This is a genomic window from Algoriphagus antarcticus (genome assembly GCF_002150685.1).
GTDB classification, from domain to species: domain Bacteria; phylum Bacteroidota; class Bacteroidia; order Cytophagales; family Cyclobacteriaceae; genus Algoriphagus; species Algoriphagus antarcticus.
In genome coordinates this window covers 34,992-57,153 of the sequence record NZ_MSSW01000064.1, presented here as the reverse complement: position 1 = coordinate 57,153, position 22,162 = coordinate 34,992, and the positions used below count along the sequence as shown (strand labels likewise).

23 protein-coding genes and 2 pseudogenes are annotated in these 22,162 nt (G+C 39.1%); 18 read left to right on the top strand and 7 right to left on the bottom strand.

All coding sequences use genetic code 11. From position 1 onward, the window contains the following. Nucleotides 1–9: 9 nt before the first annotated feature. A complete protein-coding gene (locus BVH04_RS19835) occupies nucleotides 10–321 on the top strand; it encodes a helix-turn-helix domain-containing protein (protein WP_086543220.1) in 312 nt (103 codons plus the stop codon). A gap of 201 nt (nucleotides 322–522) precedes the next feature. Here the strand turns inward: BVH04_RS19835 and BVH04_RS19830 are convergent, their stop codons facing one another. Next, complete coding sequence (locus tag BVH04_RS19830) at nucleotides 523–1,056, bottom strand: hypothetical protein (RefSeq protein WP_262481378.1); 534 nt, start codon at nucleotides 1,054–1,056, stop codon at nucleotides 523–525. Between the two features lie 538 nt (nucleotides 1,057–1,594). On the opposite strand from BVH04_RS19830, the gene BVH04_RS19820 reads away from it, so the two are divergent. From BVH04_RS19820 to BVH04_RS26705, 3 genes are all read left to right on the top strand, one after another. Continuing rightward, a complete protein-coding gene (locus tag BVH04_RS19820; protein ID WP_086543211.1) occupies nucleotides 1,595–2,635 on the top strand; it encodes a Fic family protein in 1,041 nt (346 codons plus the stop codon). An 88-nt stretch (nucleotides 2,636–2,723) separates the two neighbouring features. Then, nucleotides 2,724–2,912 (top strand): hypothetical protein, encoded by a 189-nt coding sequence (locus BVH04_RS19815; RefSeq protein ID WP_086543210.1) that lies wholly within the window; start codon nucleotides 2,724–2,726, stop codon nucleotides 2,910–2,912. Beyond that, a complete protein-coding gene (locus BVH04_RS26705) occupies nucleotides 2,894–3,106 on the top strand; it encodes a type II toxin-antitoxin system RelE/ParE family toxin (RefSeq protein ID WP_086543209.1) in 213 nt (70 codons plus the stop codon). Before BVH04_RS19815 ends, BVH04_RS26705 begins: the two co-directional genes overlap by 19 nt. A gap of 449 nt (nucleotides 3,107–3,555) precedes the next feature. Here BVH04_RS26705 and BVH04_RS26405 read toward each other — a convergent pair whose 3' ends face one another. After that, a complete protein-coding gene (locus BVH04_RS26405) occupies nucleotides 3,556–3,687 on the bottom strand; it encodes a hypothetical protein (protein ID WP_262481376.1) in 132 nt (43 codons plus the stop codon). Between the two features lie 148 nt (nucleotides 3,688–3,835). Between BVH04_RS26405 and BVH04_RS19805 the strand changes: the two genes are divergently transcribed. Continuing rightward, entirely contained in the window at nucleotides 3,836–4,135 is a 300-nt protein-coding gene (locus BVH04_RS19805; protein WP_086543208.1) for a type II toxin-antitoxin system RelE/ParE family toxin, read from the top strand. Between the two features lie 4 nt (nucleotides 4,136–4,139). Beyond that, nucleotides 4,140–4,427 carry an addiction module antidote protein gene (locus tag BVH04_RS19800; RefSeq protein WP_086543207.1) on the top strand — a complete coding sequence of 96 codons (288 nt, stop codon included), beginning with the start codon at nucleotides 4,140–4,142 and terminating at the stop codon, nucleotides 4,425–4,427. 138 nt (nucleotides 4,428–4,565) lie between these two features. On the opposite strand, the pseudogene BVH04_RS19795 reads toward BVH04_RS19800, so the two are convergent. Further along, nucleotides 4,566–5,005, bottom strand: a pseudogene (locus BVH04_RS19795) (hypothetical protein). A 192-nt stretch (nucleotides 5,006–5,197) separates the two neighbouring features. On the opposite strand from BVH04_RS19795, the gene BVH04_RS19790 reads away from it, so the two are divergent. Continuing rightward, complete coding sequence (locus BVH04_RS19790) at nucleotides 5,198–6,298, top strand: Fic family protein (protein WP_086543205.1); 1,101 nt, start codon at nucleotides 5,198–5,200, stop codon at nucleotides 6,296–6,298. A 66-nt stretch (nucleotides 6,299–6,364) separates the two neighbouring features. Here the strand turns inward: BVH04_RS19790 and rapA are convergent, their stop codons facing one another. Next, entirely contained in the window at nucleotides 6,365–9,193 is a 2,829-nt protein-coding gene (gene rapA, locus BVH04_RS19785) for an RNA polymerase-associated protein RapA (RefSeq protein WP_086543204.1), read from the bottom strand. 247 nt (nucleotides 9,194–9,440) lie between these two features. On the opposite strand from rapA, the gene BVH04_RS19780 reads away from it, so the two are divergent. The 7 genes from BVH04_RS19780 to BVH04_RS25540 all read left to right on the top strand — a co-directional run bounded on the left by BVH04_RS19780 (nucleotide 9,441) and on the right by BVH04_RS25540 (nucleotide 13,579). Further along, nucleotides 9,441–10,055, top strand: a complete 615-nt coding sequence (locus tag BVH04_RS19780; RefSeq protein ID WP_086543203.1) for a DinB family protein — start codon at nucleotides 9,441–9,443, stop codon at nucleotides 10,053–10,055. Nucleotides 10,056–10,628: 573 nt separating this feature from the next. Then, complete coding sequence (locus BVH04_RS19775) at nucleotides 10,629–11,342, top strand: hypothetical protein (protein WP_140160625.1); 714 nt, start codon at nucleotides 10,629–10,631, stop codon at nucleotides 11,340–11,342. A gap of 387 nt (nucleotides 11,343–11,729) precedes the next feature. Continuing rightward, complete coding sequence (locus BVH04_RS19770; RefSeq protein WP_086543201.1) at nucleotides 11,730–12,668, top strand: ornithine cyclodeaminase family protein; 939 nt, start codon at nucleotides 11,730–11,732, stop codon at nucleotides 12,666–12,668. 130 nt (nucleotides 12,669–12,798) lie between these two features. Further along, the gene (locus tag BVH04_RS25870; protein ID WP_205635890.1) at nucleotides 12,799–12,966 is read left to right on the top strand and encodes a hypothetical protein; all 168 of its coding nucleotides are present in this window, start codon (nucleotides 12,799–12,801) and stop codon (nucleotides 12,964–12,966) included. After that, nucleotides 12,963–13,262 carry a PIN domain-containing protein gene (locus tag BVH04_RS25865; RefSeq protein ID WP_205635889.1) on the top strand — a complete coding sequence of 100 codons (300 nt, stop codon included), beginning with the start codon at nucleotides 12,963–12,965 and terminating at the stop codon, nucleotides 13,260–13,262. The genes BVH04_RS25870 and BVH04_RS25865 overlap by 4 nt, the downstream gene beginning before the upstream one ends. Continuing rightward, nucleotides 13,252–13,407: a hypothetical protein gene (locus BVH04_RS25545; RefSeq protein WP_169714466.1), complete on the top strand. Its 156-nt coding sequence runs from the start codon at nucleotides 13,252–13,254 to the stop codon at nucleotides 13,405–13,407. Before BVH04_RS25865 ends, BVH04_RS25545 begins: the two co-directional genes overlap by 11 nt. 28 nt (nucleotides 13,408–13,435) lie before the next feature. After that, nucleotides 13,436–13,579, top strand: a complete 144-nt coding sequence (locus tag BVH04_RS25540; RefSeq protein WP_169714465.1) for a hypothetical protein — start codon at nucleotides 13,436–13,438, stop codon at nucleotides 13,577–13,579. An 80-nt stretch (nucleotides 13,580–13,659) separates the two neighbouring features. Here BVH04_RS25540 and BVH04_RS19760 read toward each other — a convergent pair whose 3' ends face one another. The 3 genes and pseudogenes from BVH04_RS19760 to BVH04_RS26210 form a co-directional block, all read right to left on the bottom strand. Then, the gene (locus BVH04_RS19760; protein ID WP_086543219.1) at nucleotides 13,660–14,118 is read right to left on the bottom strand and encodes a COG2426 family protein; all 459 of its coding nucleotides are present in this window, start codon (nucleotides 14,116–14,118) and stop codon (nucleotides 13,660–13,662) included. A 272-nt stretch (nucleotides 14,119–14,390) separates the two neighbouring features. After that, nucleotides 14,391–14,780: a helix-turn-helix domain-containing protein gene (locus tag BVH04_RS19755; protein WP_086543200.1), complete on the bottom strand. Its 390-nt coding sequence runs from the start codon at nucleotides 14,778–14,780 to the stop codon at nucleotides 14,391–14,393. A gap of 91 nt (nucleotides 14,781–14,871) precedes the next feature. Further along, nucleotides 14,872–14,976: pseudogene (locus BVH04_RS26210) on the bottom strand (type II toxin-antitoxin system HicA family toxin); the annotation flags it as partial. A gap of 354 nt (nucleotides 14,977–15,330) precedes the next feature. On the opposite strand from BVH04_RS26210, the gene BVH04_RS19745 reads away from it, so the two are divergent. The 4 genes from BVH04_RS19745 to BVH04_RS19730 all read left to right on the top strand — a co-directional run bounded on the left by BVH04_RS19745 (nucleotide 15,331) and on the right by BVH04_RS19730 (nucleotide 21,962). Further along, nucleotides 15,331–16,602, top strand: coding sequence for a DUF445 domain-containing protein (locus BVH04_RS19745; protein ID WP_086543199.1), 1,272 nt, complete (start codon nucleotides 15,331–15,333; stop codon nucleotides 16,600–16,602). Between the two features lie 1,051 nt (nucleotides 16,603–17,653). Beyond that, nucleotides 17,654–19,876 carry a S8/S53 family peptidase gene (locus BVH04_RS19740; protein ID WP_086543198.1) on the top strand — a complete coding sequence of 741 codons (2,223 nt, stop codon included), beginning with the start codon at nucleotides 17,654–17,656 and terminating at the stop codon, nucleotides 19,874–19,876. 419 nt (nucleotides 19,877–20,295) lie between these two features. Then, entirely contained in the window at nucleotides 20,296–21,096 is an 801-nt protein-coding gene (locus BVH04_RS19735) for a response regulator transcription factor (protein ID WP_086543197.1), read from the top strand. Nucleotides 21,097–21,539: 443 nt separating this feature from the next. Next, entirely contained in the window at nucleotides 21,540–21,962 is a 423-nt protein-coding gene (locus BVH04_RS19730) for a hypothetical protein (protein ID WP_140160624.1), read from the top strand. Nucleotides 21,963–22,162: the final 200 nt, after the last annotated feature.

Genomic DNA, 22,162 nt, shown 5'->3' with positions numbered 1-22,162 from the left:
AAGAAAGGAATGAAAACTTACAGTTTGGACGAAGTAACCGACAAATACATCGGAAAAAAGGGAACTCCAAAAAGAGATGAATTTGAAAACGAACTACGTCTTGACTTAATCGGCCACGCCATAAAGCAAGCACGGAAAGAACGGAATTTGACACAAGCACAACTTGGGGAATTGGTTGGTGTACAAAAAGCACAGATTTCCAAAATAGAAAACAATTTGACTGACGCCAGATTTGAAACAATTCTAAAAGTTTTTAAGGCATTGAACGCCAAAATTAATTTTAATGTCGAACTATTGAATCAAAATCTGAACTTGATATAAACTGCGGAAAAGCACTACATACATCGATTAAACGGCCTCGCCAGATTTCTCTAGCGAGGTACGCATCCCAACTCAACATAGTTTGAAAGCAGAGCTCTAGGCTTAATCCCTACAGCAGCTGGATATAACTACACCTTTCTATCAATACCAATTTGTTACTGAATAGTGCCATCAACCTCCATCAATCAAGGCATCCCACCCCTACTCCTTCCTAATCAGCTGCACCGCATCCAATCGTACTCTTGCCTTTTTGATAAGGCCGGATAAGGTATTTCGCTCTTCAACCGCTGCCTGGATTTCATCGGGCCTGATATCTTTGTTCTTTTTTTGCAAAGCGGTAAGCCGATTGATTTCATGATCCAGAATGTGTTTCATCCGTTCCAAGCCCTTTTCTATTTCTTGTTCGCCCATTTCCTCCGCGATTTCTGTGGCGGATGAAATCATATCGGGCAGCATCGTTTCCACGAATACGTCATTTTCCAGCAAGGAATCCATCTTTCCGAGTATTACGCTTTTGTTGAGCAATGCTACGGAATAGCTGTCCGTCACTTCCTCCCCCGTATGGTCTACTACTATTCTCAGGGGAGTATGAGGAAGGAATCGGTCTATGTCAATTCGTTGCTTTCCGGAAGTTTCAAAAACGAAAATCAATTCAAGCACTACTCCAGGTTTGCCTGAGCCCCGAATCAGTCCACAACTTGCGGTTCCGATGGTTGAACTTAGCATTCTATCAATAGCCCCAACTGAGCGTAGTTTGATATCATTGCCCTAAGCGTAATCCGTACAGTAGTCGGATGTAACTACGCTTTCCTATCTTAATCAATTTCAAATTGATCTTGATACTAGGGTGAAATTGCAAACTTCACCCAGTGCTACCCACAGACTCTTTACTAGACTAGACAAATGGGTAGCATTGACACGATAGCAACTATTGTCCTCAGCATAATTCGATTGCAAAGGGCTAGACGTTATTCGTTCAGTAGTCGGAAGTAACTACGCATTCCTATCCTTTAGAATCCCGTACAGCTGTCGGTAGTTATTCGTCCGGCTCAAAAGCTTTTTTTTGATTTAACTTAGGATATGGGGGAAGCATATCAAATACGAGATCAAGAAATGCCATACTTTTTGACTTTTCAAGTCGTCGGATATAATTGTATTGTGCTATCCCAATAATGAATGTGAGACCTTGACACGAGTGGATCTGATAGTACAATTGAATCAAAAACGTATCATATCGTATCATATCGTATCAATAAATACTTACATTTAAGATATGGAGAATAATGTCTACAATTTGGTGCTAGATATAGACTGGAAACTTATGGGAACTATCAGTCAGATCGACCGGTTTGATGCTTCTTGGGCTTCAATAGAAAAAAAAGAAGGTCAAAGCCTATTGCAACTAAAATCTATTGCTACAGTTTTAAGTGTTGGGGCATCTACACGGATTGAGGGATCAAGTCTTAGTGATGAAGAAGTAAATACACTCTTACTCCAACTCGATATCACTAAACTTGAGGATCGAGATTCTCAGGAAATTGTTGGGTATTTTGAGACACTTGATACAATTTCAGAATCATTCAAAGAAATCGAAATAACTGAGAATAGTATAAAAAATCTTCATAACATCTTGATGAGGTTCGGTCAAAAAGATGAATGGCACAAAGGAAATTATAAAAAACACAACAATGCAGTCGAAGCTAATTATCCTAATGGCACGAAGCAAATCATATTTCAAACCACTGAGGCCGGTTTCGCAACAGATGACGCGATGAGCGACTTGATAAACTGGTATCAGTCCGATGACGAGACACATCCTCTAGTCAAATGCGCGATATTCACTTATGAATTCTTGAGTATTCATCCATTTCAGGATGGAAATGGTAGATTAAGCAGATTATTGTCTTCTCTCCTACTTTTGAAAACCGGATATAATTGGATACAATTTATAAGCTTTGAACACGAAATAGAAAGTAGAAAATCAGAATATTATCGGGTTTTAAGAAATTGCCAAAGCCAAAGACCTTATGAAAATGTAAGTGAATGGATTAACTTCTTCTTAGATGCGCTTAAAACTATCCAAGAAAAACTGTTGAAAAAGTTAGAAGTAAAAGGTATCCAGAACCAATTATCTCCGAGAGAAAAATCAATTCTGACTTTCATAGGAATTAACCCAGGATCTAAATCAAGTGAAGTGGCCCAAAAACTAAGTATTCCAAACCCAACAGTAAAAAGAATACTAACGGATTTGGTCAAAAGAAACCTAATTGAAAAACATGGAATAGGCCCAGGAACAAATTATTCAACATTATAATTGAAAAGCACTCAGATTATACTTCACCAAGTTACCATCCACGAGTTGGAAAGGCTTAAAAAAGCAGTAGATTCAAAAGAAAAAGGCTATGAAAAAACATAGAGTAATAGAAACGCTAGATCATCTGCCAGATGAATTCAGTCTTGAAGACTTAGTTGAAAAATTATTGTTTTTAGGAAAAGTTGAGAAGGGATTACAAGATGCTGAAGAAGGCAAAACTATCAGCTTGCATGAGGCAAAAATGAAAATGGAGAAAAAATGGCAAGCCTCACAATAAAACTTACAGAATCCGCTTACTTGGATATTGAAGATTTAGAGAATTATGTGAGTCAAAGTTCCCCAAAGATTGGGAGGGATTTTGTCAACAAAATTTTCACAAAGATTGAACTACTTTATGATCATCCGAGAATAGGCAGAAAGGTACCTGAGTTTGATAATGATAGAATCAGGGAACTATTACAGGGTAAATAAAGAATTGTCTATAGGATTGTGAGTGAGGACTTGATAGAAGTGCTTCGAATAATTCAAAGATCAAGATTGATGGATTTGGAATAAAAAGGCTGAAAACATTATGCATAAGCAAGACATCCAGGGATAGCTGGATATTTAAACGCTAGGAATAATCCAAACGGCAAAGGGATACAACTACGACTTCCCCTAGCCTAAACCACAATCTCTTTACAAAACAGGACTTCTTCCCAAAATTCCCGAACTTGGAATCTTGAACCAAGACAACACTCTCCCATGCTTATAATACCTGACGAGAAAATGAGCGGATTTCTGGAACACAAAAAACTGATTGAAGCGCTTCTAGAGATTTTTTAGTCTGACTAAACCATGCCGGTACGGCACCCCCCCTTGGCGTAGTCCACTCTCTTTCAGTATTGAAGTTCATGAGGGCGCTGGACTGGGTGTAATCCCTACAGCATTCGAATGTAGCTACACCATTCCATACATACCAATTTGGATAGTGTCATCAAAAGAGTCCAACCTCCATCGATCAAAGCATTCCGCCCTACTCCTTCCTGATCAGCTGCACCGCATTCAATCATACTCTTGCTTTTTGGATGAGGACGGATAGGGTATTTCGTTCTTCAACTGCTGCCTGGGGTTCATCGGGCCCACCCTGCCGAAAACCTACTCTAAACTGATTTATTCAAAAATATTTATTAAATTTGTATCCAAGTAGATACATTATTTATGTTCTTTATTGAGAAAACAAATGAATTTGACAAGTGGCTTAAAAAGTTAAAGGACTTTAAGGCAAAAGCTAAAATCCTTTTCAGAATTCAAAAAATTGAAACTGACGAACACTTTGGCGACTGCAAAACAGTTGGCGATGGAATACGTGAAATGCGAATAAATTTTTCAAAAGGTTATCGAGTTTACTTCACAGAGAAAGAAAGAAAAATAATTGTTTTGCTAATTGGTGGAGATAAATCCACTCAACAAAAAGACATTGCGAAAGCGAAAGAAATTTGGAAAAAATTAAATAAATAGAAAAATGGAAACTTCAAGATTTGAAATAGCGGATTATTTAGAAAGTAAAGAAATGATTGCGGAATATCTTAATACTGTTTTAGAGGAAGGAAATGATGCGGATGTGATTAATGCAATTGGACATATTGCAAAAGCTATCGGAATGACAAAAATTGCGGAAGAAACTGGTTTAAGCCGACCTAGTTTGTACAAAGCATTATCTGATGGAGCAAAACCTCAATTTGCGACAATTATGAAAGTGTTAAAAGCAATCGGAGGACAAATCCAAGTCAATCCAATATCCCCCACCTGAGCGTAGTTTGAGATCGGGGTGCTGGGCGTAATCCGTATAGCAATCGGATGTAACTACACCCTTCCGCCCATACCAATTTGTATTTGGATAGTGCCACCAAACTAGTCTTCAACCTCCATCGATCCACGTATTCCACCCCTACTCCTTCCTAATCAACTTTACAGCATCCAATCGTACTCTTGCTTTTTTGATAAGGGCGGATAAGGTATTTCGTTCTTCAACAGCTGCCTGAATTTCATCGGGCATGATGTCTTTGTTCTTTTTTTGCAATGCGGTAAGCCGATTGATTTCATGATCAAGGTGCGTTTCATCCGTTCCAAACCTTTTTCGATTTCACGTTCGCCCATCTCTTCGGCTATTTCCGTGGCGGATGAAATCATATCGGGCAGCACCGTTTCCACGAATGCGCCATTGTTCAGCAAGGAATCCATTCTTCCGAGTACGACACTTTTGTTGAGCATCGTTACGGAATAACTGTCCGTCACTTCCTCTCCCGTATGGTCCACTACTATTCTCAGCGGTGTATGAGGAAGGAAACGGTCGATGTCAATACGTTGCTTTCCGGAAGTTTCAAGCACGAAAATCAATTCAAGTACTAGTCCAGGTTTGTCAGATTTCCCTCTCTAAATTCTCCATACTGGGCATACAAGGTCTATAGATTATGTTCGGACGACCTGTCAAACAACTTCTCATGCGGTGAAAAAACTAAATAATCACCGCATTTTTGCGGTAAATAATAGGTATATTTGCCGCATAGTTGATTTGAGGCAATGGTGAAATACATTTACGAGCATAAAAACTGGACAGACTTTATTTGGGATGATAGAGCCATAAATGCGGTATTTGGCGAAGTCAGGTTAATGCAAGGCAAAATCATCGGGCAAATGAACGCGCTCGGATTTTCTGCCAAGGAAGAAGCCACACTTACCGCCTTAACCTTAGACGTAGTAAAATCATCTGAAATAGAAGGTGAATTGCTCAACTACGAGCAAGTGCGTTCATCCATCGCAAGACGGCTAGGCATCAACACTGCAGGACTTGTGCCGAGTAGCAGACATATAGAAGGTGTTGTAGAAATGATGCTTGACGCCACCCAGCAATACAAATTACCATTGACTGAAAAACGTTTGTTTGGTTGGCACGCAGCACTTTTTCCCACCGGATATAGCGGGCCTTATGAAATAGAAGTGGGCAAATACCGTACAGGCGAAGTGCAAATAGTCTCAGGTGCGATGGGGAAAGAAAAAGTACATTACGAAGCCATAAAACAGGAGCTTGTAAAAGCAGAAATGGACAAGTTTTTAAATTGGTTCAACAATGAATATAAGCTTGATCCCGTTCTAAAAGCCGCCATTTCTCATTTTTGGTTTATCATCATTCACCCCTTTGATGACGGAAACGGCCGAATTGGTCGGGCTATTGCTGATATGTTGCTTGCCCGTGCCGAAAGTAGTGGGGAACGTTTTTACAGTATGTCGAGCCAAATTTTAGTAGAACGCAAACGTTACTACGAAATTTTGCAAAAAGTACAACATAGCACAGGCGACATTACTGCGTGGATCGAATGGTTTTTAAATTGCCTGAAAAACGCAATGCTTGCCACCGAAAATACGGCACAGAAAATATTGCTAAAGGCTGAATTTTGGAAACTGCACGAACAAACATCCATCAACGAACGACAGCGCTTAATGCTCAACAAACTTTTTGATGGATTTGAAGGGAAATTACAAACTTCAAAATGGGCAAAAATCACCAAAACCTCTACTGATACCGCCTTACGGGACATAAAAGACTTGGTAGTAAAAGGCATTTTACATCAAACAGAGGAAGGTGGGCGAAACGCCAGTTACAAATTGCGAATCAATTACTAATCACTTCACTAATTCAATCTCATAAAGAAACTTCACCCATATTCCCCATCAAACTTCATCACCCCCCTACTCCTTCCTAATCAGCTGCACAGCATCCAATCGTACTCTTGCTTTTTTGATGAGGGCGGATAAGGTATTTCGTTCTTCAACCGCTGCCTGAATTTCATCGGGCCTGATGTCTTTGTTCTTTTTTTGCAAGGCGGTAAGCCGATTGATTTCATGATCAAGTGTGCGTTTCATCCGTTCCAAACCCTTTTCTATTTCACGTTCGCCCATCTCTTCAGCTATTTCCGTGGCGGATGAAATCATATCGGGGAGCATCGTTTCCACGAATACGTCATTTCCCAGCAAGGAATCCATCCTTCCGAGTACGACACTTTTGTTTAGGATTGCAACGGAATAACTGCCAGTCACTTCTTCTCCCGTATGGTCTACGACAATTCTCAGGGGAGTATGAGGAAGGAATCGGTCTATGTCAATACGTTGCTTTCCGGAAGTTTCAAGAACGAAAATCAATTCAAGCAAAAGTCCGGGTCGGCCGGAGCCCCGAATCAGTCCACAACTTGCGGTTCCGATGGTTGAACTTAACACCTTATCGATTGCGCCTGTGGCCATGGGATGATCCCAGGTAATGAAACTTACATCCTCTCGGCTAAGTGCGCGCTGTCTGTCGAAGGTCACCTGCACGCCTTCTCTCGGAATAGCCGGAAATACGGAAGCGCTAAATGAAGCAGGATGCAGCAAGTACGTCCGGGCAGCTAGGTCTTCCATCTCTATGTCAAAATGCCGGAAGACTTTGGTCAGATAGGTCTCAAGCGTAGGATCATGGTCTTCAGTCCGTATTTGCTGAATCAATTTCTCCGCAACTTTCGGACGAAAAGAATTCAATTCCAGCATGCTATCACGCCCTTCGGCCAGGTTTTTCTTCAGTACTTTTTGATAGTCAGCGGTCTCGGCAATCAATGCTTCCAATTCGGATTTAGCTTCTTCAAAAGATGCTTTTTTGGAAATCGTGAGTAGTCGATTGCTGAACAGTTTGGAGATCATATTTCCACCTTCCAGGTTGGCATTAAAAGCATTTAACCCTTCATGAAACCATCTGACAAGGAGCTCTTGCGGGCTGCCATTGAGATACGGGACATAAATCGTGATGTCCTTTTTTTGGCCTATCCGGTCAAGTCGGCCTATTCGCTGCTCCAGCAACTCGGGATGGAAAGGCATATCGAATAGGACAAGATGATGGGCAAATTGAAAATTCCGTCCTTCACTCCCGATCTCTGAGCAGAGCAGGATCTGAGCTCCGTCTGCCTCAGCAAACCATGCTGCATTACGATCCCGCTGTACAAGCGTGAGGTCTTCGTGAAAAACGCTAGCGGTAAACTCAGGGAATTTACTCAAGGCCGACTCTAAGGCCAGCACCTTTTCCTTGGAGGTACAGATCAACAAGATCTTTGCAGGATCCAATTCGGCCATTTTTCCCACAAGCCACTTCACCCGCGGATCTTCATCAAACCAAAATTCCTGCTCACTACTTGATTCGGAATCTCTTTCCATATCATGGGAAAACTCATTTCTCAGCCGATCAATCCATAGCGGGTGGTTTTCGGGTTCGGAAAGTGGGATCAGCTGGGCAATCCGCTTGGGGAACCCGCTCATGGCCAATCGGGTATTTCGAAAGAGCACTCTACCCGGCCCGTGTTGATCGAGCAAATCTTCGATTAGTTTGTGGGTTGTCCCCTCATCCTTATGGGCAAGTAAGGCGATTCTTTCTTTGGAAAATAGTGACTCCACCAGCGTTGTTTCTTTTGCTTTTAAACCTTTGCCTGCTGAAAGTTTTTCGACGATCGCAGCAATGTCTTTGTTGCCTTCTGACTCGTTGACAAAATCCTGAAAATTAGCATACCGATTGGGGTCAAGTAATCGAAGTCTTGCAAAGTGACTTTCCACCCCCAATTGTTCCGGGGTCGCAGTCAGGAGCAGCAAGCCTTTTGCCACCCGACTCAGCAAATCAACAATGCTATATTCTGGGCTTGCCTCGGCTACTGACCATTCGAGGTGATGCGCTTCGTCCACTACCAGCATGTCCCAGTTGGCAGAAACGGCTTGTTTGGTGCGTTTTTCAGAACCTGCCAAAAACTCGATGCTACAAATCACCAGCTGATCATCGAGAAATGGATTTCCTTCCGGCGCACCTTTTTCAAGAGAAGCGCAACGTTTTTCATCGAAAATATTAAACCATAAGTTGAATTTTCGCAAGACCTCCACAAACCACTGATGCACCAGCGATTCGGGAACAAGAATCAGTACCCGTGATATTCGGCCCGTCACCAACAAACGATGGAGAATCAGGCAAGCCTCAATGGTTTTACCCAATCCAACCTGATCGGAAAGCAACACACGGGGCGCAAACCTCGAACTCACCTCATGGGCGATGTATAACTGATGTGGAATCAAGTCTACTTTTCCCCCTACAAATCCATGTACCGGCGATATTCTTCGTTGATAATCGTGGTCAAACGTTTCCCGGCGCAAGGCAAACATCTCGGGCGAATCCACATCTCCCGCAAACAGTCGATCATCTACCGTATGCGAATTGGACACATCTCCAAGCTCAGCCTCGCTTAACTCACGGTCTTCTCCGTAGTACACATAAAGCCCATCTTGGATTTTAACATCCTCAATCACGATCAATTGTCCCTGTTGATCTACGACGGTATGCCCCGGTTTAAAAATCGTTCGCAGCAAGGGAGCGCTTTCTATTGAATACAGTCTCACTTCGTCTGATGCAGGAAATGAGATCCGCACTTTCCCTTTGCTGACTTCTGTCACAATGCCCACTCCCAATTCAGGCTCTCCGGAACTGGTATATCGTTGGTTTAGTAAAAATTCTCCCATGTTTTGTTAAGTGTGTAAGATTCCGGATAAACGGGTCAGGTTTTAGGTTAAGAATCGCACAAATGTAACCCTCTCAGTAAGACCGATGGGATAAAACTGCGAGGAATTCTGTTGTCTCCACTAGGCGTTGTTCCGTACAGTTGTCGGAAGTAATTACGACTTCTTATAGAATCCAGTTTGCAACTTCTTACAGTCCTAGCATTTTTTATTCTAACTTACTGTCGGACAAGAATTAAAGTCCTATGCTATGAATAAATTCTTAGTTCTATCGCTCATTTTGTTTGCAGCTGTTCAGATAAATAATACGTTTTCTCAAACTAAAGCACTATGGACAGAAGCAGAACGGGAATACTTAGTCACTAATCTTGAAAGGACTAAACATGAAATCATAATAGCTACTCAAAACCTAAGTGCTGAGCAGTGGGCATTCAAGGAAGACTCAACCAAGTGGTCTATAGGACAAATACTGGAACATTTGGGACTTTATGAGCGAATGTTTGCTCAGGAGGCCGATATAATGCTAAGTTCAAAACCCGAACCAGAACTCAACAGTTTTTCATTACCCGATTCCTCTTATATAGGTTGGATGAATGATCCTAGTCCTCATCAAGCAGAATGGAACGCAGAACCTTTAGGTCTAATGAAAGGAGGAGATAATCTTACTTTTTTTCTATTTGGTAGAAATCACTTGATAGATTTTATCAAGAATACAACGTATGACTTGAAAGCTCATTTTACCTACAGATGGGGTCAAGAGCAACGAAGGAGCATTCATGCATTAATGGTCGTTCACTTTGCCCATACGGACAGGCACTTAAATCAGGTATTCAGAATAAAACAGGCGCCAAGTTTCCCCCTCTGAGCGTAGAATTGGCGTTGGTTTAGGTGTGATACTTACAGCAGTCGGATGTAACTACCTCTAATTATCCCAACCAATTTTAAATAGGTCTTGATATTTGGGTTAAGTTGCAAACTTCAATCAGACCTAGGTTTGGGATATTGAAGAAGTGGAAGATAATTAGGAGCCAGAAAACGAGTATATTAATATTGAAATAGATGATATTTTAGGATATTTTTAAAGTAATTAGTAACAGCTTATATGGATAGTGAATTTTTGAGAACCTCAAACTTAGGAATTGAATTTTTTCAGTCAGGAAAAAGATGTCCGATTTACCTAGAGAACGAGGCAAAAAAAAGGTACAGAGTCTCCATGAGCCCAAAACCATTTGAACTACGTTTTCCTAACGCTAATGAAGTGATAGGAGTTAAAATTTGTGCTGCTATTGATCCATCGATATATGAACCTAGTATCTATACATCCGAGGAATTTTATCCAGATGAAAGAATATATTTTTGGCCTGGGAAAGGTTTAGCTGATACAATTTTTTCCACATCTCAATTATGCATCAGACCTGAAAATTGTAACTATTTAGATATGGATGGAAGGCTAGTGCGAGATGGTAATTACGGTAAAATGATTTACCGTAATTATTTTACTGATGATGTTAGAAATTTCTCCCTTGGACTCAATTTATATCTTGCAATTGGATTAGATACTACTAATTCGCTTCGTAAGGACATAGAAGAGGTAATTTTGGATTTTGACCAGAATGATGAATCCAGCCTTCCCAAACTAATTTCCCCGCAACTCAGCACCAAGACATTAAAAATTTTCATAGCCAGCTCATTCGAACTTCAGGAAGAGCGAAAACAAGTTGAAGATTACCTAGACAGAGAAAATAAGTCCTTAAACAAGAAAAATATCTTTATCGAAACAGTCATTTGTGAGGATTTCAATGACTCAATTTCGAGAACTCGAAAGCAAGATGATTACAACAAAGCAATCTTGGAGTCCGATATCGTCTTATGTCTGTTTTTCACTAAGGCAGGAAATTTCTCAATAGAAGAGTTCAAAGTGGCTCACAATAACTTTTTGAAACAAAATACGCCTATCATCTATACCTATTTCAAAAATGCTCAGATTGATATAAGCAAAATTTCTTCGAAAGACCTAATTAGCAAAGAAGTCTTTTTAGAATACCTTATTGAATTACAGCATTTCCCATCGTATTACACTTCTAGTCAGGATTTAATCATTCAATTCAGAAGGCAACTTGATTCATACTTTTTGGAGAAAAAGCTACTTTAATATTTTAGGACTTCTATCCCAAAGTCCATTCCCCTGCTTTCTTACGAGTTCCTAGTGTTTTATCGTGGTAAAAGAGCAATAAAATCCCGATGGAAATAATGAAATGACCAAACATTGCCGCAATGTATTAAGAATCGCTATGGAGAATAATACTCAGCAGATTCCTAGGGGAAAAGATTGCAAGATTATGAAGAAGATCTCTTTAGCTCCACTAAGCATAGTTCCGTACAAGTAGTCGGAAGTAACTACACCTTCCTATCCAATCCAATTTGCAATTGGAACACAGTAGTCAGTAAACCATTTCAAATTGTCACTGATAGTTGAATCAAGGGGAATTATAGGTAAAATTCCCCAACTTGGAATCTTAAACCAAGACAAAACTCTCCCATGCTTATAATACCTGATGAGAAAATCAGTAAATATCTGGAATACAAAAAACTGATTGAAGCGCTCCGTGGGATTTTTCAGACTGACTACACCATGCCAGTAAGGCATCATCATTTTTACAAAACACCGGAAGGAGACGAAAATACGCTGATCCTAATGCCGGTTTGGAACAACGATTACATGGGCATGAAGCAGGTAACTGTAGCTCCGGCAAATGCCAATCGTAACATGCCTTCTATTTTTGCGCAGTACATTCTTAGCAATTCTAAAACAGGTGAACCGCTGGCCATGATGAATGCCACTGAGCTTACTGCCAGAAGAACAGCTTGCTCCTCCGCACTTGCCTCTTCTTACCTATCCAGAAAAGATGCCGAAAATCTACTAATCGTAGGCGGTGGTTCTGTGGCTAGCCAATTGGTTCAGGCTCATATGTCTGTTAGAAATTTCGAAAAAGTCAGTGTCTGGATGAGGAATACCGCAAAGATGGATGAATTCGTAGCAGGTTTGAAAGATCAGGGAATAGATGCGGAAACAGTAACTAATTTGGAAGAAGCAGCGCGCAAGGCAGATGTTATCTCCTGCGCCACGCTTTCTAAAACTCCAATTATCAAAGGAGAATGGATAAAGTCTGGAACTCACTTAGATATGATTGGTTCACATAAACCAGACACCCGTGAAACCGACGATGTGGCCATTAGTAAGAGTTCTATCTTCGTCGATTCACGTGCCGGTGCTCTTCATGAGACAGGCGAACTTGCGATTCCTATAGCTGACGGCATCATCACAGCAGAAGATGTCAAAGCAGACATTGTTGAATTGGTTAAAGGCATCCACCCTGGGAGAACTTCCAGCGAAGAGATAACACTTTTCAAATCTGCTGGCTTGGCTATAGAAGATCTTGCAGCTGCGCTACTGGTTTATAAAAGCTATAATGGGTAGGGATTAGTATAAATGATGAGGGTGAATTTGAAATCCTTATTTCACCTATACATCTATTTGATCGTTAGGATTAAGGATAGAAAACTCGCACGTGAAATTAACAAATCATCAAACCATTTAAATTTGAGAAATGAAAAAACTACGTATTTATCTGGACACTTCTGTTTTTGGAGGTCTCCTTGACGAGGAATTCCAAGAATATACAGACCCTTTATTCAAGAGGATTGACAATAATGAATTCGTCAAGATTTTTTCGAATATCACAGAGACGAGCTCTTTTCTGCACCTCAAAAAGTGAGACAAAGAGCTGAATCCTTACTAAAAAAATCAACTGAATTCGTAAAATCTGACATTGAATCTGTCGCATTGGCTAAAAGGTATATTGAGGAAGGTGTTATAGGTATAACATCCTATGCAGATTGTCTTCACATTGCACTTGCAACCATTCACAACGCCAATATTTTGGTAAGTTGGAATTTCAAACATATTGTGAATGTGGTTCGTATTATTGGTTATAATTCCGTAAACTTAGCAGAAGGCTACAAACAAATAGATATCCGTTCACCAAGAGAACTTCTGTCAAATGAAGACTAAGAAGAAACAAAAGGAAAAGACTTTCGACGCAGTGAAATACATGCGAGAGCAGAGAGCGCGGATTTCGAAAGACATAATGGATTTGAGTCCCGAAGAAATCGTTGCTTATTTCGAAAACCAAAGGAATAGAAAACCTATTGTCTGATTTTTGACAAAATCGTACACTTTTGGCTATGAAGATGGTAACTGTTGCAAAAGCGAATGCCAATCGTAACATTCCTTCTGTTTTTGCGCAATACATTTTTAGCAATTCCAAAACTGGTGAACCTCTGGAAATGATGAATGCCACTGAGCTAATTGCCCATAATATGCCTTGAATCTTCGCACCTGCCTCTTCTTTACTATTCAGAGAGGATTCCAAAAATTTACTAATCGTAGGGGGCGGTTCTTTTGCAGATTAATTATAACCTCCCATGGCTACTACAGTGGTCACCCACACAATGGCGCATGAGATAAAAATCCCGATAGTATTTGCTAGAAAAGCTTTCTTTCTATCCAACCCAAAAAGATAGCCTGCTATGGTACCCGCATACACACCAGTGCCGGGAAGTGGAATCAGCACAAAGACCATTAGCCCCCAAAAACCATATTTTTTCACATTTTTGCCCGCGCCAGCTTTGGCTCTACGCCCTACAAAAATCGCTGCTTTTTTGTAGTGATTCCATTTCATGAAATAACGATTTACTACATCTAAAAAAAACGACATTAAAGGGAATACCAGCACATTGGCAAAAAAGCAAAGAACAAAGGCCAGATAAATATTTATATCATTCAGCAGCGCGTAAGGGATACCGAATTTCGCCTCTCCAAAAGGGGAAATGCTCCATAGCATGGCGATAAATATGTCGAGAAACATTTTGTGGTGATTAGATGCAGCAAAAGTAATGAATTTCGTACCTGCTACCGCTGGGCAAAACTTCAAATTGCTGATAGAAACGCTTTCCAGTGCAAAAGGATTTATTTTTTTTATCAAGCTGTAAGCAACTCATTACTTTATGCGATTAAAAAGATTATCTGGAATTTTGGCTTCTCCCCACCTGAATGAAGATTGAGAGCAGAGCGCAAGCTATAAGGCAATACAGTAGTCGGAAGTACGTCTTTCACATCAAAAAATGAGGGGTTTTGTTTTTACCAAGTGACGATTATTGCTTCCTTTAGTTCTTCTGCGAGTTTATGAAGTGTTCTTTCTATCTTTTTAACCTGTTCTTCTGATGGGCTTTTAGCTCCTGATACATATTGTCTTAGAAGTCCAGGATTCATACCTGCATGCTCAGCTACGTTGGATATTTTCAAAAAGTCAAACTTCTGAAATAACGCATAAATGTCATATTGACAAATGAATTTCACTTGTTCTGGTGCGAGCTTTTCAAAGCCCCACAATAGTCCTTTGATTTTAGTTTCCAGTTCTTCTACGGTTTGCGCAAAGTCTGTCATTAGGTTGTCGTTGTATTCTACTCTCCCCAACAATACCTTGCCTCCTTGCCTTTCGATGGTCATTGGGATTTTTACGATTTCCATTTCCTTTTTATTTGTCGTGCTATTCTATTGTTGTTCCGGTATTGTTCCGGTGTTGCTATTGCTTATTTGTAAACTCGGAAGCAAGGAGTGACTATTTCAGCCCCGCCTGTTTCAGAATGGAGTTTAAAGTTCCTGGCGGCACGTCCCCTCCATGGATTGGAACCGTCACTTTTCCAGGCTTTACCGGATGTATGAGTTGCTGATGGCTTCATTTCTGATTTTTAATTTTCCATCCATCCTCATAAAGTAACTTTTGCAGTTCCTTTACTTTCATTATCAAAAAGTAACAAATTTGCTACTTAATAACAAGAAAGTAGGTAAAAAGTAACAACCATATTTATTTCCCACTTTGTTGTTTTTAATAGACTCTAACTGAGCCATTTATAGATATTGAGCTTTCCGTAACCTGTAAAGTAATCAGAACTCCAAACGACCAATCTAAATCATTATGGTAATTTACTAGAACAAGAATTGTAAAGTTGAAAGTAAAACCAGCCTGTGAGCTAGTTGTGATTTTTATATTGCAACTGTTCTTCCACCTTACTACCCTATGAAAAACAGAATTGGAACAATCTCTTTAGCCGTTGCCCTTGTCGGTTTGGTGTTTTTTGAAGTGATGTTGCGGGTAGGATTTCTGTCACATCACAGCTGGAAGGTTGTGTTGGCAGGTTTTGAGGCAGCAGCGATCGGAGGATTTGCAGATTGGTTTGCCGTAAGTGCCTTGTTCCGTGAAATACCCATCCCCTATTTCAAAAGACACACCAATATAATAGCTAAAAACAGAGGAAAGCTTACCGAAGGCATAGTCGATTTGGTCACTAACCAATGGCTTTCTCCAGCCGTCATCTCGGAGAAAATGAGCGAAATGAATCCGACCAAGGCTATTATATCCTTTCTGAAAAAACCCACGAACCAACAGAAAACTATTTCCGTGGTGAAGAAAATCGTGGTGAAGTTGGCCGACGAAGTGGACAATCCAAAAATGGCTACTGCGCTTAGAGCAATGCTCAACGAACAGATCAACAACCTGGATTTGGCCACATTCCTAGCGGAATGGTTGGAGAAATCGATTAAAAATGGCGATCACCACCAACTTTGGGAGCTGATGATTGACGCGAGTTCCACGGCAGTTTACAGTCCTGACACCAGAAAACTTTTGCTCGACAAATTGGAATATGCAGCCGCTGAATACGGACACAAAAGCCTGGTAAAAGGCCTCACACTTTCCTTGGCAAAATCTATCGGGGGAATTGATCTAAATGTACTTGCAGATGATCTTCTCCGAAATGCAGAGGAGTTTCTAGCCGAAGCCAAAACGAATCCCACCCATCCGATTCGTGCTAAGTTTGATCATTGGATGTTGGATTTTGCGCAGCAAGTAGCTTCGGGAGATGCGGACAGCCGAAAAATGATCGACAATTTTATCCAAGGATTTACGCAACATTCAGATGCCGAAAAGATCATCCAAAACCTGCTGACAGGCTTCAAACAAACAATCAGGCAACAGCTTGAACATGACGAAACCCCACTCATGCAGTTTGTGATTTCCAAATTGAACAAAGTAATCCTCGATTTAGAAAACGACCTCGATGTACAAAATAAAATCAATCGTTGGATCAAGGATACCGTCTCTCAGCTGATCACTCAATTTCATGGAGAAATCGGAAATATGGTTCGCAACAGTCTCAGTAAGCTGGACAACGAGGAATTAGTCGCTCAAATTGAAGAAAAAGTTGGAAGTGATCTGCAATACATTCGACTAAATGGAGCCGTAGTTGGCGGAATGGTTGGAATCCTGATTGCCTTGGCGAAATTGATTTAAATCATGCTTACTTATCACGTCTATTTGGTTGGCGCTTTTAAAACTACCCACAATAAATTTGAAGTAAAAGGAGTTCAAAATCCATTGGTTCCGAGGGATAAATCAAGATTAACTTTTATAATTAGCCGCATTATTACCAGCAATGGATCCTTTACCAAACGGCTACACATCGCTCAGCCAACGAGGTCAGAATTTTTCCTCTTTGCTCATAGCCATTCTATCCGGACACCGAGCTAAGTCGAGGTGCGAGAAATTTAATTTGGCTTCTGGTCTGGTTGCGGATATACATATTTACTTTTATAGGAAATAATCCCGAATCTAAACCAAGCGAGGTCGTCTTCTACAACCTGAAGGAGATTTTTTTTCTTACTCCTAAAAAATCATGGGTATTCGCATGAATGCACGTACTAGAATTAAGTTTGGTCTTTGCTATTCTAAATAACCCTCTGCCGCGGGGGAGAGAATTGCCAAATTTAAAATTCAATCATTACTTCAAAGATTAAATGTGCAGTTACTTGGATATGCATATAATTACTATTCAAAAACTAATTACGCTATGTTTTGAATAGTAAAAATCAATAATTAATGCGAAACGACACAACAAATTAATTGATAATCAATTACACATTAATATAAACAAAAATAATCACTGCTTTAAACTAAAGTAAAATTAACTAATCTGTAATATGTAAATTAATACTCTAAATTTTAATTTAAATTTATCTCAATAAAAAAATTACTTGCCAAGAAAAAACAGCCATTTACTGACACTGTATTTTTAATAACTTCAATTACATTAGCTTTTTCAGGGAAGTAAAAGCTATTCATTTCGTTAAAGAAAACGATTCTCCGCTAATGAATTGAAAGTAGACCAAATGTTTTTATTAAAAACTAAATACATTGTATTGACTTGAAAAAACCTAAATAAAAACAGTGTATCGAAAAATAACCACGATACCACAATTTTTTTTTCATATTGAAATCTATAGATGTAAAGCAAATATAAAAGAAAAATTATTATTCACTTTTAAAACTAAGAAAGGAGCACATTATGGCTAATGAAAAAAACAATGTTTTAGTAGGACTAACACGTGATGAAATTTTAACTACTAATTCCTCAATTGAAATCAATGTTTCTCGAGATGCAGATATGAATTCTGTTATCAAAAGCATTGGGGTGCAAGGAGTAGATGGTAGAGTAACTCCAACAAGAAAGAGCGGGAACTTTGTATGGAGTGCAGAAAATGGACTTCCACCCGGCAAACACATATTGACTATCGAACCAATTGTTAATTCAAAATCTCAGAAATTGAGTGATTCAATTGTCATCCCTTTTACTGTCATTGCTACAAATTCAAAAATGGAAAGTAATATGTTGATAGGGAGTTTTGTCAGATTAAAACTAGTTGAAAATGGTGTGGAGAGATTACCAAATGATAAAATTACCGATGAAGGATTTATTGAATTTTATAAAGCAATTGACCGAAAAAGCGGTTTACCAATCTCATTTGAATTTGATCAAAAAGGAAGACGAGTGGATGGGGAAAAGATCTTGGAAAGTCATCGTAGTAAGCTGAATTCAAAATTTGGAAAGATTCATCCGACACTTTTTTCGCTCATCAATTCTGAAAAGCCCCCAAAAAAGGTTTTGGTAGATATTTGGTATGAAATAGAAGAACCAGAAGCCATGTCCTCTGATCGTGCTCTTAATGAGTGTGAAAAAGAATCTAACAGTAAAAGAGATCAGGAACAAAGACTGGAAATGCAGGAGCGCTCGGAGAAATTTTCCAAATCTATTGAAGGTAAATTAAAAATTTTGAAAGTTGATGATATAGCACCTTTGATTACTGCAGAGGTCGAAACTTCGAGTATCCGTGAGTTAGCGGCCAATAAAGAAATCGCCGGAATACTTTTACATGAAACTGAAGGGATTTTAGATCTGGATGATTCTATTGCAATTGCCGGGTCTGACGTAGTCCATTCAGGAGGAGAAAAAGGATATGGGGTAAAAGCAGCTGTCTGGGAAGGAGGTCCTGCAAGCAATACTAATTTAGTAATTGCAGGAAAATTCAAATCTAGCCCCACTTCAACTTCAGACCATTCTCAAAATGTGCATGCCATCATTCGAAATAAAGAATCGGGAACACCGGATGGACATGCTCCAGAATGTAGCTTGTATTCTGCTAATGATTTCGACAGAGATGCATTAACCTGGGCTGTTAAAGAGAAAGGTTGTACAGTCATTAATCAAAGTTTCCACAGGGCAAGCGAGCCTGGTTCAGGTGCATTGTCAGGAGATGATATTTATGGCGATTATCTGGCTACAAAGGATCCTTACCCTTTAATCGTTCATGCAGCTGGGAATTTCTGGAATGGTGATGCTGACAACATAATTCCCCCAAGCAGCGAATTCGTCAACCATAAAGGCTATAATACTATTTCAGTAGGAAATCATGATGATACAGCTTCTGCCATGTCAGCCTCTTCAGTTTTTCGTAACCCAAGTTCTTCTCACGGTGACCGAGAACTACCAGAAATATGTGCAAATGGCGTGGGTGTCACTGCAGATGGAATCACCAAAAGTGGTACAAGTATGGCTTCACCGGCAGTTGTGGGTGTCTCCTGTTTACTTCAGGGAACAAATTCAACTTTGAAGCATTGGCCTGAAGGCTGCAGAGCGATTCTATTAGCGAGTGCAACAAAAAATGTCACAGGAAATACCTGGTGGCAGGATGTAAGTAATGGGGTCGATGCAAAAGATGGTGCCGGAGCTGTCAATGCAAATGAAGGATGTAAAATCGCTAAAAACAGAAGGTGGCACAATGCTCCTGCAACTTTAAGAGGCTGGGATATAGGATTACTTAGTTCTTCAAATTTTGGATCTGATAAACTTTCGAATTTTGAATATAAAGTATCAGTGCCAAATCACTTTCATGGACCAAGGAAAGTAAAAGTAGCCTTGGCATGGACTTCAAAAGCGACAAAAACATCAATCCTGTTTTTTAGCTGGTTTATGTCTCAATTAAAAGTTGACCTAGATCTTATCATTTATGATGAAAATGGTGCTGTAGTCGGATATAGTGGGTCCTGGGATAACAGTTATGAGATTGCAGAATTCACTGGCCAACCAGGAAAAACCTATACCATAAAAATCCGACGTTGGTCTGGAACAGATTCTACTTGGTTTGGTATTGCCTGGACTGTAACAGGAGGTCTGAGTTTTACTTTAAATCCAGAACTGATTCAAACAAGTCGTTTGTTCAGTGAGTTTTAGACTTTAGAAAAATCTAAAAGGCTATCTATAAATTTGTAGATAGCCTTTTTCTTTCCATGTACCCGCTTATCTGCACTTATGCCTTTGAAATAAATGTTTATAATACAAATTCGGCAATTCCCCCTTTCCAAAAGGGGGGCATCCTTCTTGAACTTCGGCGTTGAACATTCAATTTACGGCCTCCGCCTGCCGAAGTTAAGTTCGATATAAAGTGGTTTAAATTTGAAATTTTAAAACAACAAACTATAGAATTCGAATTCTGGTTTTCGAAGCTCCATCTCAATAACTATTTTTAAATTAATTGATTGTTAAATTTCTTAATGTCATGAGATCTTCTTAACTGTCTTGGCAATTCAAATGCAATTAATTACATTTAAATTGCTATATTATTATTATATATATTTTTCAATAAGAATGCCATGAAAAAAAAATTAAGTGATCAGGTAATGAATCTTTGGAAAAAAGAATATTCATCTTATTTAAAAAAATACACCAAATATGAACCTACTGAGCAATTCCATCATATCGCCAAGTTGTGCGCACCTGGTAAGTCCTATTACTACATTCTAAATCTAAGTAATTTAAGTTTAGACTACGTGGACCCAAATATTGAAACAGTTATTGGAGTACGGCAAGACATGGCAACGATAGATAGTTTACTGAAAATAGCTTTGCCAAATGAGCTCGAACTAATTTTGAAAAAGGAAAAAATAATTTTTGAGTTTATCTCAACTTTTGTAAACCAACGTGATTTATTGTCCTACAAAATAGTATACACTTATAAATGTAAAGGCTTGAAAGGTCAAATTCAAACCATGATGATTCAGACAACAGCACTAGAACTTTCCGAAATGGGGAAAATTGAACATGCATTTGTAATTCATTCAGATATCAGTCATCTAAGAAATATAACTACTGACTGGGTTTCTTTTATAAGTCTAAACGGTAAAAAGTCTTATTTAAACATCAAAGTAGAACATGCTTGTTTTGATCCAAATCTTGCAAATATGGGTGAATCATCCTGCAACGCAGACCTTTCTAAGCGTGAGCTAGAGATAGTAAAACTTATGAGTCAAGGCTTAAGTGCGAAAATTATCTCTGAAAAACTTTTTATTTCTTTCAACACTACGCGTACTCATCGCAAAAACATTCTCAGAAAAACCAATTGCTCAAATACAGCAGAGCTCATCACAAAGTGCTGGGCTGATGGCGCTATTTGATTTTTTCGGCTCTTACCATATACATTTGAAAAATACGCCTTTTGGGGGATTGCACATAGTTTAATAAATATGCAATTTTAGGTAAATAAGCAGTAGAAATTTATATGCTGGTTTATACTTCATTTATTTTTGGAAAGACTCAACAACTTCAGATATTGAGAAGAATTATGAGATGCTTACTTTCAAATATAGTTGAGTATTAAATCATATAAATAGAAGAGATTAAATACTTTATTAGCCTTTTAAAAAATTATTTGGATGAAAATAATTAGCAATTTCGCATATTTACATGTTATATGAAACTGACTAACAAAATCCGTAGATTAAATTTATTTTGATTTCTATAGAATTATTTCTTACACTTTTATTTTATGATATTTTAATAATGCAAACTTCTCCGGCATAATAGGGATAAGCGTTCAAGCATAAGTAACGAAATAGTTATGTATAATTTTAATATTTATTTTATGGCATCTATTACAAACGCAGTGTTAAACATTGCACACGACCACCAAAAGAAAATGGCAAGGGTAAAAGTTACTTGCAAAATTAATTTTACAAGTCTTGAGCTTTGCCAGATGAAAACCTGTAAAGGCAACTGGTTCAAACTAAAATGTCAACTTTGGGGTGAGGATTCGGGACTTACCGGCGCTGATGATTTCCTCTACACTTTTGGCAATGTATTTTTCTTCCCAGACGCAACGCCATCAGCTTCAGAAACCAAAACCTTTGAAGTTGAGGTAGGTGAAGGATTATTGAATGAAGATTTTGGCACAGATGAAATTTACGCCAAGTTAATTCTTTATAATCTGACTTCTATGGTAACGGTGAGGAAAAAGTCTAATGTGGTTTCTCATAGTTTTTAAACGTTTCTCGAAGATTTGTCTATTTCCTTGATGATGATGTTTATTCTCAATAGGTCAAGGAGGAAAAATTTTACCACGGAGGCTGCGCTTGCAGCCTTCTTTTATTTTGATACAGCGGTTCCCCTGCTGAGCGTAGAATAGTCGTTGGTCTAGGTGTAATCCCGTACAGCAATCGGCTGTAATTACACCTTACTTTCAAT

Coding starts and splice junctions, on each gene's coding strand:
- BVH04_RS19835 (WP_086543220.1), top strand. CDS start 10: ATGAAAACTTACAGTTTGGACGAAGTAACCGACAAATACATCGGAAAA.
- BVH04_RS19820 (WP_086543211.1), top strand. CDS start 1,595: ATGGAGAATAATGTCTACAATTTGGTGCTAGATATAGACTGGAAACTT.
- BVH04_RS19815 (WP_086543210.1), top strand. CDS start 2,724: ATGAAAAAACATAGAGTAATAGAAACGCTAGATCATCTGCCAGATGAA.
- BVH04_RS26705 (WP_086543209.1), top strand. CDS start 2,894: ATGGCAAGCCTCACAATAAAACTTACAGAATCCGCTTACTTGGATATT.
- BVH04_RS26405 (WP_262481376.1), bottom strand. CDS start 3,687: ATGATTGAATGCGGTGCAGCTGATCAGGAAGGAGTAGGGCGGAATGCT.
- BVH04_RS19805 (WP_086543208.1), top strand. CDS start 3,836: ATGTTCTTTATTGAGAAAACAAATGAATTTGACAAGTGGCTTAAAAAG.
- BVH04_RS19800 (WP_086543207.1), top strand. CDS start 4,140: ATGGAAACTTCAAGATTTGAAATAGCGGATTATTTAGAAAGTAAAGAA.
- BVH04_RS19790 (WP_086543205.1), top strand. CDS start 5,198: ATGGTGAAATACATTTACGAGCATAAAAACTGGACAGACTTTATTTGG.
- rapA (WP_086543204.1), bottom strand. CDS start 9,193: ATGGGAGAATTTTTACTAAACCAACGATATACCAGTTCCGGAGAGCCT.
- BVH04_RS19780 (WP_086543203.1), top strand. CDS start 9,441: ATGAATAAATTCTTAGTTCTATCGCTCATTTTGTTTGCAGCTGTTCAG.
- BVH04_RS19775 (WP_140160625.1), top strand. CDS start 10,629: ATGGATGGAAGGCTAGTGCGAGATGGTAATTACGGTAAAATGATTTAC.
- BVH04_RS19770 (WP_086543201.1), top strand. CDS start 11,730: ATGCTTATAATACCTGATGAGAAAATCAGTAAATATCTGGAATACAAA.
- BVH04_RS25870 (WP_205635890.1), top strand. CDS start 12,799: ATGAAAAAACTACGTATTTATCTGGACACTTCTGTTTTTGGAGGTCTC.
- BVH04_RS25545 (WP_169714466.1), top strand. CDS start 13,252: ATGAAGACTAAGAAGAAACAAAAGGAAAAGACTTTCGACGCAGTGAAA.
- BVH04_RS25540 (WP_169714465.1), top strand. CDS start 13,436: ATGAAGATGGTAACTGTTGCAAAAGCGAATGCCAATCGTAACATTCCT.
- BVH04_RS19760 (WP_086543219.1), bottom strand. CDS start 14,118: ATGTTTCTCGACATATTTATCGCCATGCTATGGAGCATTTCCCCTTTT.
- BVH04_RS19755 (WP_086543200.1), bottom strand. CDS start 14,780: ATGGAAATCGTAAAAATCCCAATGACCATCGAAAGGCAAGGAGGCAAG.
- BVH04_RS19745 (WP_086543199.1), top strand. CDS start 15,331: ATGAAAAACAGAATTGGAACAATCTCTTTAGCCGTTGCCCTTGTCGGT.
- BVH04_RS19740 (WP_086543198.1), top strand. CDS start 17,654: ATGGCTAATGAAAAAAACAATGTTTTAGTAGGACTAACACGTGATGAA.
- BVH04_RS19735 (WP_086543197.1), top strand. CDS start 20,296: ATGAAAAAAAAATTAAGTGATCAGGTAATGAATCTTTGGAAAAAAGAA.
- BVH04_RS19730 (WP_140160624.1), top strand. CDS start 21,540: ATGTATAATTTTAATATTTATTTTATGGCATCTATTACAAACGCAGTG.